Origin of the sequence: Pedobacter yonginensis (assembly GCF_003173595.1) — a bacterium.
GTDB classification, from domain to species: domain Bacteria; phylum Bacteroidota; class Bacteroidia; order Sphingobacteriales; family Sphingobacteriaceae; genus Pedobacter; species Pedobacter yonginense.
Genome location: NZ_QGNZ01000001.1, coordinates 695,287 through 708,592 on the forward strand (window position 1 = coordinate 695,287; position 13,306 = coordinate 708,592).

At 41.1% G+C, this 13,306-nt stretch carries 7 protein-coding genes; 6 read left to right on the plus strand and 1 reads right to left on the minus strand.

Annotated features, from left to right (window positions below; translation table 11 throughout):
* Nucleotides 1-39 precede the first annotated feature (39 nt).
* The 6 genes from fucP (at nt 40) to DHW03_RS03070 (ending at nt 11,211) form a co-directional block, all read left to right on the plus strand.
* Nucleotides 40-1,329: an L-fucose:H+ symporter permease gene (gene fucP / locus DHW03_RS03045; protein WP_109924257.1), complete on the plus strand. Its 1,290-nt coding sequence runs from the start codon at nt 40-42 to the stop codon at nt 1,327-1,329.
* Nucleotides 1,330-1,366: 37 nt separating this feature from the next.
* A complete protein-coding gene (locus tag DHW03_RS03050; protein WP_109924258.1) occupies nt 1,367-4,777 on the plus strand; it encodes a glycosyl hydrolase in 3,411 nt (1,136 codons plus the stop codon).
* A 14-nt stretch (nt 4,778-4,791) separates the two neighbouring features.
* Nucleotides 4,792-6,819 carry an aceric acid hydrolase gene (locus DHW03_RS03055; RefSeq protein ID WP_109924991.1) on the plus strand — a complete coding sequence of 676 codons (2,028 nt, stop codon included), beginning with the start codon at nt 4,792-4,794 and terminating at the stop codon, nt 6,817-6,819.
* A gap of 22 nt (nt 6,820-6,841) precedes the next feature.
* Nucleotides 6,842-9,244 (plus strand): DUF5703 domain-containing protein, encoded by a 2,403-nt coding sequence (locus DHW03_RS03060; protein ID WP_240618457.1) that lies wholly within the window; start codon nt 6,842-6,844, stop codon nt 9,242-9,244.
* Nucleotides 9,245-9,277: 33 nt separating this feature from the next.
* A complete protein-coding gene (locus tag DHW03_RS03065) occupies nt 9,278-10,066 on the plus strand; it encodes an SDR family oxidoreductase (RefSeq protein ID WP_109924259.1) in 789 nt (262 codons plus the stop codon).
* Between the two features lie 128 nt (nt 10,067-10,194).
* Entirely contained in the window at nt 10,195-11,211 is a 1,017-nt protein-coding gene (locus DHW03_RS03070) for a zinc-binding alcohol dehydrogenase family protein (protein ID WP_109924260.1), read from the plus strand.
* A gap of 89 nt (nt 11,212-11,300) precedes the next feature.
* Here the strand turns inward: DHW03_RS03070 and araA are convergent, their stop codons facing one another.
* Nucleotides 11,301-12,791, minus strand: coding sequence for an L-arabinose isomerase (gene araA, locus DHW03_RS03075; RefSeq protein ID WP_109924261.1), 1,491 nt, complete (start codon nt 12,789-12,791; stop codon nt 11,301-11,303).
* Nucleotides 12,792-13,306: the final 515 nt, after the last annotated feature.

Here is a 13,306-nt window from a genome sequence, read left to right on the forward strand (position 1 = left end):
TACACGATAGATTTAAACTAACCAAATAAAACCAAATATATGAACCACAATCAACCCGAAATTACAACTGCCGATGAAAATCCATCAGGTAGGAAGTATTTATTGCCCTTCATTTTTGTGATTAGTCTGTTCTTCTTATGGGGGATGGCACACAACCTCGATTCGAGCTTAATTCCACACTTACGTAAGGCATTTAATTTAAGTAATCTCGAATCCATGTTGATTGATACCTCAATTTTCTTCGCCTATTTTGTAATGGCTATACCAGCCGGAATTATTCTCAAAAAATGGGGATATAAAACCACCATGATTGTGGGTTTATTGGTTTTTGCATGCGGAGCATTTTTGTTTGTGCCAGCCGCCAACAACTTGTCTTATTTAACGTTTTTGATTGCGCTTTTCATTATTGGATGCGGATTGGCAACCCTAGAAACTTCAGCAAACCCATACGCGGCCGTGCTTGGAGATCCTAAGAGGGCAGCGAGCAGGTTAAACCTCGCAGCATCGTTCAACGGCTTAGCTGCCGCCGTAGCAGGCTACGTGGGCACGCATTATATCCTTTCGGGCAAAACCTACACGAAAGATGAACTGACCAACATGACTGAGGCCCTTCGTTTAACCGAAGCTTCATCTGTAAAAACACCATACATCATTTTAGGTTCAGTTTTGGTATGCATAGCGATTGCTTTTTGTTTCATTAAATTTCCGGAGATTAAAACAAAAAGCATTGATGGAGAAGCGAAAGGCAGCTTTTTAGGCTCGCTGAAACACAAGCATTTAAGGTGGGCAGTGGTGGCTCAGTTTTTTTATGTAGGTGCACAGGTTTGTGTAACGAGTTCCTTTATCCGGGCAGCCCAACAAGGTGCAGGATTCGATGAAAAAACAGCAGGAATTTACCTATTTATCTACGGAATCCTGTTTACCGTAGGCCGTTTTGTGGGTACAGCCTTATTGCAATATGTAAAATCGCCCAAGCTCTTATCCATTTACGCTTGCGTTTCAATCGTTTTGTGTTTAATTGCCATTTTAAGTCATGGTGCTATTGTGGTTTACGCCTTGGGCGGTTTGGGTTTCTTTATGTCGATTATGTTTCCAACCATATTTGCTTTGGGCATCGAAGGCATCGGTGATGACACCAAACCAGGCTCATCATGGCTTATTATGTCGATTATTGGGGGCTCAATTGTTCCGCTAACCATGGGTGCCGTTATTGATTTTAACAACGATAACGTACAAATTGGTTATAGTATTCCATTAGTGTGTTTTTTAATTATCCTGTATTTCGGTTTGCGAGGCTATAAAATTGCGCACAAACAAACTGCGAATTGAGCTGGGAGATCATGATTTAGGAATTTAAATAATTGAAATGAAATTTAGTCTGACCAAAATAATGCCTCTTGTGTTGTTGTTGAGCATCTGCTCTGCAAACTTTGCGGTTGCCCAACAAAGCGACCAAGCCAAGCCCTGGGTGTTTTGGTATTGGGTGCAAGCGGGAGTTTCAAAGGCTGGCATCACGGCAGATTTAGAAGCCATGAAAACCAACGGAATTGGTGGGGCATACCTAATGTCCATCAAAGGGAGTTCCGCATCCAACCCGCCATTATATTCAAATCCCTCCAATCAGCTATCTCCACAATGGTGGGACATGGTAAAATTTGCCATGCAAGAAGCCAAAAGATTAGATTTGAAATTGGGTATGCACGTTAGCGATGGTTTTGCCTTAGCAGGTGGTCCATGGATTACACCCGAATTATCCATGCAAAAGGTCGTTTCATCTAAATTAACCCTAAGTAAATCAGTTGCGAAGATAATCCTACCTCAACCTGAACAAAAAGAAGGATATTACAAAGACATTGCCGTTTACGCTTACCCATCGCCGATCGGCTCAAATCAATCCACCAGAACAGTTGTTCCCAAGGTAACCGCCAGTAACGGCGCTGATGCCAGTGGTTTAATTAAGCCAGAAAACAAACAAAGCTTTGGCTCAAATGAACCTTGTTACGTTCAATACGAGTTTGATAAACCATTTACTTGCCGTTCGGTTCGGATTAAAATTAACGGAAATAACTATCAGGCTCAACGTTTAAACATTGAAGTGAGTGAGGATGGGAAAAGTTTCAAATCCATTGGGCGGCTAGAACCACCGAGACACGGCTGGCAAGATACCGATCAGGATGTTACGCACAGCATAGTTCCCACAACAGCAAAGTTTTTTCGTTTCATTTACGATAAATCTGGTTCAGAACCGGGTTCGGAGGACTTGGATGCAGCAAAATGGAAACCTTCCTTAAAACTGATGAACCTCGAACTATCATCAGAAGCACAAGTTAACCAATTTGAAGGCAAAAACGGCTCCATTTGGCGTATCAGTAAACGAACAACACAAGATCAGATTCCCGAAAGCCTATGTGTGCCCTTAAATAGAATCATCAACCTAAGCAATAAGTTAAGGGCCGATGGAAGCTTAGATTGGAAAGTACCTTCAGGCAATTGGACAATTTTACGGATTGGACATACCTCCACAGGACAAACCAACGCCACAGGTGGTGGTGGAATAGGCTTGGAATGCGATAAATTTAATCCAGAAGCCGTGAAACTGCAATTTAGCAGTTGGTACGGCGAGGCTTTAAAACATGCAGGACCAGAAATCGCATCGAAAATTTTAAATACCTTTCACGTTGACAGTTGGGAGTGTGGAAGTCAAAATTGGTCTGAAAATTTTAAAGCAGAATTTCTAAAACGCCGTGGATACGACTTGATACCTTATTTGCCCATTATGACAGGCCTACCTGTTCAGAGTGCATCTGTTTCCGAAAACTTTTTGTACGACGTACGGAAAACCATTTCAGAATTGGTTGTCGATAAATTTTATAAAACATTAGCAGCCTTAGCTAAAGAAAAAGGGGTAAGCTTTACGGCAGAGAGCATTGCACCAACCATGTTGAGCGATGGTTTAATGCATTATAAAACTGTTGATGTGCCAATGGGCGAGTTTTGGCTCAATAGTCCAACGCATGATAAACCGAACGACATGCTCGATGCCATCTCTGGTGCACACATTTACGGTAAAAACATCATTCAGGCCGAAGCCTTTACCACCGTTCGTATGGATTGGAATGAAAGCCCAGGAAACATGAAAACGCTCCAAGATCGTAATTACGCATTGGGTATTAACAAATTGGTTTACCACGTTTTTACCCATAACCCTTGGATGGATCGAAAACCGGGCATGACCTTGGATGGAGTAGGGTTGTATTTTCAACGCGATCAAACTTGGTGGACAGCTGGTAAAGCGTGGATTGACTATGCCACACGCACACAAAATTTATTACAACAGGGTCATCCTGTGGTAGATATAGCCGTTTTTACAGGTGAAGAACTCCCTCGTCGTTCCATATTGCCAGATCGCTTAGTATCTACCTTACCCGGCCTTTTTGGTGCCGATGTAGTGGCCGCAGAGCGAAAGCGATTAGCTAATCTGGGCCAACCCATGACTACGGTACCATCTGGAGTTTCTCACGCGGCGAATATGGCAGCGCCAGAAAACTGGGTAAACCCGCTACGTGGTTATGCCTATGATAGCTTTAATCCAGATGTGTTGAGTACGGCAACTGTAAAAAATGGATCGGTTGTTTTTGAAAGTGGCGCTTCTTACAAAATATTGGTCATCCCAGGAGAGATGAAAATGAATCCCAATTACCAATATATGAGCTACCAAGTGGTTAATAAATTGTTCGACTTAGTAAAAGCTGGGGCAACAATTATAGTAGCTGAAAAACCTCTTTATCAAATTGGTATGCAAAAGGTTAATGATAATGAGTTTAATGAATTGATTAACCAAATATGGATTGATAAAGCCAAACCTAATCAAGTTACAAAACTGGGCTTAGGTAAGATCATACAAGCCCCTTATCAAAGCGAAACCTTTAATTTGTTAGGACTTGCGAAGGATATCGAAATATTAGACATTATACCCATCACAGATGTACCGCTGCCCATATCCAAAGCCGTTGCATACACGCATCGAAGCACGGGCTCGAAAGAAATTTATTTCATCTCAAATCAGCAAAATCAAGCCAGAAACTTGCATTTATCATTCAGAGTAACCCACAAAATTCCGCAGATTTTTGACATGGTTACCAACAAAGAAATTCAGGTTGAATGGTGGGAAAGCGCAAATGGGAGAACCTTTTTAAATTATCAGTTTCCAGCGAATGGATCTATTTTTGTCGTTTTTGAAAAGGATACCAATTTAAAACAAAGCGCCGAAATTTCCCCATTCAAAGGATTTATAAGCCTTCAGAACCTTTCTGCCAATTGGAAGGTCCAATTTAATCCAGAATATGGCGGCCCTGCAAAGGCACAGGAGTTCAACACCTTAACAGATTGGATGGCTAGTGCAAATGATGCCATCAAATACTATTCTGGCACAGCTACTTATAGCAAAAACTTCATCTATCAGGGAGATTTACAGCAACAGGTTTGGTTAGATTTGGGTTCGTTTTCAAACATCGCTCAAATAAAAATTAATGGAATAGATTGCGGTACGCTTTGGACTGCTCCATTTAAAACCGAGATTTCGAAGGCCCTAAGATTAGGCGATAATACGGTTGACATCCAAGTGGTTAATACTTGGGCAAACCGTTTAATTGGAGATAGTAAATTGCCTGTAGATAAGCGTATTACCAATACTACTGCTCCGTTTCGTTTGGCAGATAAACCTTTAAATTCAGCAGGCTTGCTCGGACCTGTAACCCTTCAAATGGAAGATAAATAATGATGGAATATTTAATGATAAGATTTAGGTTTTTAGCGCTCGTTTCTGGTATTTTGTTATTGTGCCTCTGTGCAAATGCACAAGAAGCTGCGCTAACCAACAATATAAACAGTCCATATGCAAAATTGAAAAGTTTAAATATGACAGATGTTACTTGGACAAATGGCTTTTGGGCAGATCGTTTTAAAGTGGCTACAGAAACAATGGTACCCAATATGTGGGCCATCTACAACGATCCAAAGATAAGTCATGCCTTTAAAAATTTTGAAATCGCCGCTGGTTTAGATACAGGTTCACATTCAGGCCCATCTTTCCATGATGGAGACTACTATAAAACGCTAGAGGCGATGGCAAGCCTGTATGCCTCAACAAAAAACCCTAAATTAAATGCAATGATGGATCAAGCGATTTCCGTAATTGCGAAATCGCAGCGGGCAGACGGCTATATTTACACCAAAGCGATGATTGAACAACGTAAAACAGGTACAAACAATCAGTTCCAAGATCGCTTAAGCTTTGAAGCTTACAATATTGGACATTTAATGACAGCTGCATGTGTTCACTATCGAGCTACAGGCAAAACCACTTTGTTAAACGTCGCTAAAAAAGCCACCGAATATTTATACAATTTTTATAAAACGGCATCGCCAACTTTGGCAAGAAACGCCATTTGTCCATCTCATTACATGGGGGTGATTGAAATGTACCGCACCACAAAAGCGCCCAGATATTTGGAGCTGGCTAAGCATCTAATCGCCATAAAAGGCAAAATAGATGATGGTACCGACGACAACCAAGACCGAATTCCATTTTTGCAACAAACCAGCGCAATGGGGCATGCAGTTAGGGCAAGTTACCTGTATGCAGGCGTAGCCGATTTATATGCTGAAACTGGAAAAGATAGCCTACTAAACACCTTAAATCTGATGTGGAATGACGTAAACAATCACAAAATGTATGTAACCGGTGGTTTAGGCGCTTTGTATGATGGTACCTCGCCAGATGGTACCTCGTATAATCCGAATGAGGTTCAAAAAATACATCAGGCTTTTGGTCGAGATTACCAATTGCCCAATTTCACCGCTCATAACGAAACTTGTGCAAACATCGGTAACGTACTGTGGAACTGGCGGATGCTACAAGTTACAGGAGATGCTAAATATGCCGATGTAATGGAACTGGCATTGCACAACAGTGTATTATCGGGCATCAGCCTAAATGGCAAAAACTTTTTATACACCAATCCATTAGCGCAAAGCGATGAATTACCTTTTAAACAACGCTGGTCCAAAGATCGCGTTCCATATATTTCACTATCCAATTGTTGCCCACCAAATGTAGTGCGTACCATTGCTGAAGTGAGCGATTATGCGTATAGCACCTCAGAAAAGGGTTTGTGGTTTAATTTATACGGAGGGAATACCTTAAATACCCAATTGGCCGATGGTTCGAAGATTAGCCTCGAAGAAATCACAAACTATCCTTGGGATGGGTCGATTAAAATCTATATTAAATCAACTGCTAATAAAGCCTATTCTATGTTTTTTCGCATACCCGGATGGACACACGATGCGAAAATTAAGGTAAATGGGAAATTGATGAATGTTGATGCCGTTTCAGCTACCTATGCAGAAGTAAACCGCGTTTGGAAAGCGGGGGATGTGGTAGAACTCGATTTGCCTATGGAAGCGCAATTGATTGAATCGAATCCTTTGGTAGAGGAAAACAGAAACCAAGTTGCTGTTAAAAGAGGGCCAGTGGTCTATTGTCTTGAATCATCTGATTTGCCAGGGAGGAGTATTTTTAGTGCCTACATTCCAGAATCTATCAAATTTAAGCCCGAAAATATCACAATTGATGGTGCGCAAATGATGAGTTTGGTAGGCGATGCAAAAATAACTGATGAGAAGGTTTGGGGAAATTCACTTTACAGGCAAGTGAGCAAAGGCAATTCAACTACAGAAATTAAGCTGATTCCTTACTTCGCCTGGGGCAATAGAGGGCACTCGGAAATGTCGGTATGGTTGCCGTTAAGCAGATAGAAAAAGGATAATGGGGAGAAAGATGAACAAGAATTTCATTGTTATAGATAGATCGGATAGAAGCTTGGAGGCGAAGGGCTTAAGCCTCTGTCGTAATCTTTGGCAATTGGCCAATATGTGCACAGTACCTAAAAAAATCATGCTCATTTTGATTGGTATTGTTGGAATCATCTCGACGGCTTTTTCACAACAGAAAGAACTGTTAAACAATAACATAACCTGGTTAAGTGAAAGCACAAATTCTGGAGCGTCTATGCCCCTTGGTGGGGGTGACTTGGGCTTGAATCTTTGGGTAGAAAAAGGAGAGATTTATTTCTACCTATCCCGAAGCGGCACATTTGACGAAAACAATACACTGCTCAAATTGGGCAGAATAAAACTCCATTTAAGTCCAAACCCTTTTGTTGGTAAATCATTTAAGCAAGAGCTGATTTTAAAAGATGGTTATGCGAAAATTACAGGCAGTACGGGCAATTTAACAACTCAAGTAAACATTTGGGTAGATGTTTTTAAAGCCGTTATCAATCTGGAAGTTAAAGCAAATAAAAAAATCAAAACCGAAGTAAGTTACGAAAGTTGGAGGTTTGAAGATAGGGTGATTAAGGGAAAGGAAAATAATCAAAATTCATATAAATGGGCACCACAAGGCATCCTAAAAACTTTTCAAGATGAAATAAACTACAAAGCAGATAAAATAGAATTCTATCATCAGAATAAAGAACAAACAGTTTTCGACGTCGTGGTGAAGCAACAAGGCTTAGAAGGTTACAAATCAACACTTTATAACCCCTTGAAAAACTTAATTTTCGGTGGGTCTATACAGGGTGAAAATATGACTGCTGGGGTCAAATCTTCTGGCCAGTATTTGAATACGCCCTTTCAGCGTTGGAGTTTGAAAAGTAAGCAAGCATCGCTGAACAATCGAATTACCATTTCACTTTACACTGCAAATTCTACTTTAGAGGAATGGAAAACAGGCTTGTTGGATGTAGAAAAAAAAGCGAAAGAAGGTTATGAAGAATCATTTAAGGCCAGCAAAACTTGGTGGAATGCGTATTGGGAAAGAAGTTTTATCTACATCAATTCCAATGATTCGATTGCCAATCAGGCGGGTAAAAACTATCAGCTTTTTCGATATATGCTCGGCTGCAATGCATTTGGTGCATGGCCCACAAAATTTAATGGTGGCTTATTCACCTTCGATCCTGTTTTAACCGATACGACACTAAAATACACCCCCGATTTTAGAAATTGGGGCGGAGGTACGCACACTGCTCAAAATCAACGTTTGGTGTATTGGCCGATGCTTAAAAGTGGAGATTTCGAAATGATGAAACCTCAATTTGATTTCTATCTCAATCTTTTAAAAAATGCCGAAACCAGAACGAAAAATGCCTGGGGGCACGATGGGGCAAGTTTCACAGAACAAATTGAAAATTTCGGTTTGCCCAATCCAGCAGAATACAGCTGGAAACGTCCGGCTAATTTCGACAAAGGCATGGAATACAATGCTTGGTTAGAATACGAGTGGGATACGGTATTGGAGTTTTGTATGATGATCTTAGAAACAGAGCGCTTCAATGGGAACAACATCCAACAATATATGCCATTGATTGAAAGCAGTTTAACCTTTTTTAAAGAACACTATACCTATTTAGCCAAGCACAGGGGAAGCAAAGCTTTGGATGCAAATGGACATTTGGTTTTGTATCCAGGCTCTGGGGCAGAAACCTATAAAATGGCTTACAATTCTACATCCACCATCGCAGGCCTTAAAAGTGTTTTGCAACGATTATTGGAACTAAAATCTGCTACAGATAATCAAAGAAAGAATTGGCAGAACATGTTAAGTACCATCCCACCAATTAGTTTTAGAAATTTTGATGGAAAAACAACCATTTCGCCAGCAAAAACATGGGAACGAATCAACAATACCGAGAGCCCACAACTGTATCCAGTTTTCCCTTGGGGTCTGTATGGAATTGGAAAATCAAATTTAGATACCGCAATCAACACATTCAAGTATGATTTGGATGTGCTTAAATTTAGGAGCCACGTGGGCTGGAAACAGGATAATATTTTTGCTGCACGACTGGGTTTAACCAACGAAGCGGCCAATTTAACAAAAGCAAAACTGAAAGATTCTGGCAGAAGATTTCCTGCTTTCTGGGGGCCAGGATTCGATTGGACCCCCGACCACAACTGGGGCGGATCGGGTATGATTGGTTTGCAAGAAATGTTGATGCAATGCGATGGAAAGGACATTTATCTCTTCCCAGCTTGGCCAAAAACATGGAATGTACATTTTAAACTTCATGCGCCATACCAAACTACAGTAGAAGGCACCCTAATCAATGGTAAAATAGAAAATTTAAAAGTAACGCCACAGGCAAGAGAGGTTGATGTGATTTATGTATTGAAATAAACCCAGAAAATTTGACTTTAAAACATTAGAAATATGGATTTACAGCTTAAAAATAAAGTAATTGTTATAACAGGTGGCGCAAAAGGGATTGGGAAAGCGATGGCGCAGGTATTTGCCAATGAACAAGCAAACGTGGCCATTGTAGGCAGAAAAGCATCCGATAATCAAATTGTTGTGGATGAGATAACCGAGGCTGGCGGAAAGGCCTTTCAATTTGTAGCAGAACTATCCAAGCCAGAAGATTGCGAAAGCGTAATCAAAGCCATTATCACTCAATTCGGTCGGATAGATGGTTTGGTAAACAACGCAGGCGTAAATGATGGCGTAGGACTCGAAAACGGAAATTATGCCGATTTCATGTCTTCTTTACATAAAAACGTGGTGCATTACTATTTGATGGCGCACTATGCTTTACCCGAATTGATTAAAAGCAAAGGGGCAATTGTAAACATTACATCTAAAACAGGCGAAACCGGCCAAGGCAACACTTCAGCTTATGCAGCTGCAAACGGAGGTAGAAATGCGCTCACCAGAGAATGGGCTGTAGAACTTCTAAAATACGGAATCCGTGTGAACGCCATTATGGTAGCCGAATGTTGGACTCCTGCCTACGAAACTTGGATAGAAACCTTAGCAGATGCCCAAGAAAAACTGAAAGAAATTACCTCTAAAATTCCACTGGAAAATAGAATGACTACAGCAGAAGAAATTGCAAACATGGCAGCCTTTTTAATGTCGAACAAATCCAGCCATACCACCGGACAAATTATTCATGTAGATGGCGGTTACGTTCACCTAGACAGAGCCTTAGCCAACGCTTAATACTCATTCACTCATTCACTAATTCAATTACTCACTCATTCCCTTATTCATTCATTCAATCATTCCTTCCCTCATTCATTCCTTCATTCCCTCATTCCTTCACTCACTCATTCAATTACTCATTCACCATGAAAACCCTAACCTGTACAACGCCCGGAACTTTTGAGTATTCAGAAACGGAAAAGCCTAAACTGAAAACAGGCCATGCCATTATAAAAATTAAGCGAGTTGGCATTTGCGGTACCGATCTTCATGCATTTGAAGGCACCCAACCTTTTTTCAATTATCCTAGGATTTTAGGCCACGAGCTATCGGGCGACTTGGTGGAAGTAGATTGCGGCGCAGACTTCAAAATAGGAGAAGCGGTTACCTTTATCCCTTATTTTAATTGTGGCGTTTGTATTGCATGCAGAATGGATAAGCCAAACTGTTGCGTTAATATGCAAGTGTGTGGCGTACATGTAGATGGAGGCATGAGCGAATACCTGCAAGTGCCCTCAAAAACACTCCTGCACGGCGAGGGCTTAAGCTATGATGAACTTGCCCTTGTTGAGCCATTAGCCATTGGCGCACATGGTGTAAGGCGGGCAGCAATACAAGAAGGCGAATTTGTTTTGGTTATTGGCGCCGGACCAATAGGCCTTGGCACAATGGAGTTTGCAAGAATAGCAGGAGCGAAGGTGATTGCTATGGATATTAACGACGGACGATTGATGTTTTGCAAAGAAAACTTAGGTGTAGCGCACACGATAAATGCGTTGTCAGATGATGTTGTAGCACAATTGATTGCCATTACCGGCGGAGATATGCCAACCGTTGTAATTGATGCAACCGGAAACCAAAAGGCCATAAACAACGCCATAAATTATATGGCTCATGGTGCCCGTTTTGTGCTCATTGGCTTGCAAAAAGGCGATTTAATTTTCAATCACCCCGAATTTCATAAACGCGAAGCTACGTTAATGAGCAGCAGAAATGCGACTACACAAGACTTTGAGCACGTAATTGCCAGCATGAAAAATGGTTTGGTTAATCCCACCAACTACATCACACATCAGGTTAATTTTGAGGATGTTAAAACGGAATTTGAAAGTTGGTTAGACCCCAAAAATGGTGTGATTAAAGCCATGGTCAGCATCAATTAACGTGTTGGCTTTCAGTTGGGTATTATAAACCCAAAAAAAATGCCGATCAAAAATATCGGCATTTTACGGTATATTGGGGATGTGATGATCTATTTGTAAAAAACGTCATTCCAATGCAGTTCATTTCTAAACTGATTAATTTTAGTTTCAGCACCAATGTTAACATATTCTAAACCCGCAATATTGGCGAAATCCAGTAGATGTTCGGTGGTTAAATTCTGGCTGTAAGCCGTATGGTGCGCACCACCAGCATAAATCCATGCTGCACAACCCGTTTTCATGTCGGGCAGGGGTTTCCACAATACTCTGGCAACAGGCAAGTTCGGCAAATCATGCTCCGCCTCAACTGCTTTCACTTCGTTAACCAATAAGCGGAAACGATTTCCCATATCAATCAGCGAAGCATTTAAGGCGTCTCCGCCGCTCACATTAAAAACCAAACGAGCTGGATCTGCCTTGCCACCAATTCCGAGTGGATGTACCTCTAAGCTTGCTTTACCTTTAGCCAAGGATGCATCAACTTCGAGCATGTGCGAGCCTAAAACCATCGAGTTTGATGGATCAAAATGATAGGTGTAATCTTCCATAAAAGCATTACCACCCGCCAAACCAGCACCCATAACTTTACAAGCACGCACCAAGGCGGCGGTTTTCCAATCGCCTTCACCCGCAAAACCATAACCATCGGCCATTAAACGCTGTGCAGCAATTCCGGGTAATTGAATCATGCCATGTAAGTCTTCAAACGTGTCAGAGAAACCTTTAAAATTCCCATCAACCAAGAATTTTCGCAAGCCCAGCTCTATTTTAGCAGCATCATAAACCGATTGATATTTTGCTCCACCAGCTTTTAAATCGGCAGCCATTTCATAAGTAGCCTCATATTCATCGGTTAAATTCTTAACCTCTTCATTACTAATGCCATTAATTATGGCAACTAAATCGCCAATGCCATAGGTATTTACCGAGAAGCCAAATTTCATTTCCGCCTCAACTTTATCGCCGTCTGTAACCGCAACATAGCGCATATTATCGCCAAAACGAGCAAATTTTGCACCTTGCCAGTCGTTCCAGCCTGCGGCAGCCCTGCACCAGGTATCTACTTGAGCAATCACTTCTTCATCCTGCCAATGGCCAACCACCACTTTTCGGTCTTTTCGCATTCTCGAAACCATGAAACCAAACTCCCGATCGCCATGTGCGCTCTGGTTTAAATTCATGAAATCCATATCAATGGTATTCCAGGGAATATCGCGGTTAAATTGCGTGTGTAAATGTAGCAGCGGTTTTTGCAGAATGTTTAGGCCCCTAATCCACATTTTAGCTGGAGAAAAGGTGTGCATCCAAGTGATTACGCCAATACAATTTTTATCAACATTCGCTTGTTGCAAGGTTTCGTAAATTTCTTCCGTAGTTTTTACAATGGGTTTAAAAACCACCGTAATGGAGATCCCTTTATCGCTATTTAAAGAATTCGCCACCTCCTCTGCATGTGCTGCAACTTGTTTCAAGGTTTCTTCGCCATACAAATGTTGCGTACCGGTAACAAACCAAACCTGTAATTTTTTTAAATCAATCATTGTTGCTCTTATTAATTTGTTTATTTCCTTTTACTATCAATGAGTTATATAACTTTTTTATAAATTCAAATCAATTCAATTTTTTGGAAAGCAGGTTCCGTATTCCATCGGTTGCGGTAGTCCTGCTTTACCTCCAAGCCCAATGAAAAATTGGGGCTTTCCGTTCAATCACGTTTAAATTACTTCGGCCTACCTTGCTATCTTAAACCCGACAGGGTGGAAATCATTTTTAGCTGCCCAATCTTTAATGTTTGCAAAACCCTTCGCTAAAAAGATTGCAACCAATGGCGGGACTATCGCCACCCAAGCAGCACAGGTTTTGCTTTCTTAATTTCTAAAACAAACTTTCAATTCAATTTTTTGGAAAGCAGGTTCCGTATTCCATCGGTTTCGGTAGTCCTGCTTTACCTCCAAGCCCAATGAAAAATTGGGGCTTTCCGTTCAATCACGTTTAAATTACTTCGGCCTACCTTGCTATCTTAAACCCGACAGGGTGGAAATCCTTTTTAGCTGCC

Excerpts from the sequence above, each read along its gene's own strand:
- DHW03_RS03065 (WP_109924259.1), top strand. The coding sequence starts at position 9,278 with ATGGATTTACAGCTTAAAAATAAAGTAATTGTTATAACAGGTGGCGCA.
- araA (WP_109924261.1), bottom strand. The coding sequence starts at position 12,791 with ATGATTGATTTAAAAAAATTACAGGTTTGGTTTGTTACCGGTACGCAA.
- DHW03_RS03055 (WP_109924991.1), top strand. The coding sequence starts at position 4,792 with ATGATAAGATTTAGGTTTTTAGCGCTCGTTTCTGGTATTTTGTTATTG.
- DHW03_RS03060 (WP_240618457.1), top strand. The coding sequence starts at position 6,842 with ATGAACAAGAATTTCATTGTTATAGATAGATCGGATAGAAGCTTGGAG.
- DHW03_RS03050 (WP_109924258.1), top strand. The coding sequence starts at position 1,367 with ATGAAATTTAGTCTGACCAAAATAATGCCTCTTGTGTTGTTGTTGAGC.
- fucP (WP_109924257.1), top strand. The coding sequence starts at position 40 with ATGAACCACAATCAACCCGAAATTACAACTGCCGATGAAAATCCATCA.
- DHW03_RS03070 (WP_109924260.1), top strand. The coding sequence starts at position 10,195 with ATGAAAACCCTAACCTGTACAACGCCCGGAACTTTTGAGTATTCAGAA.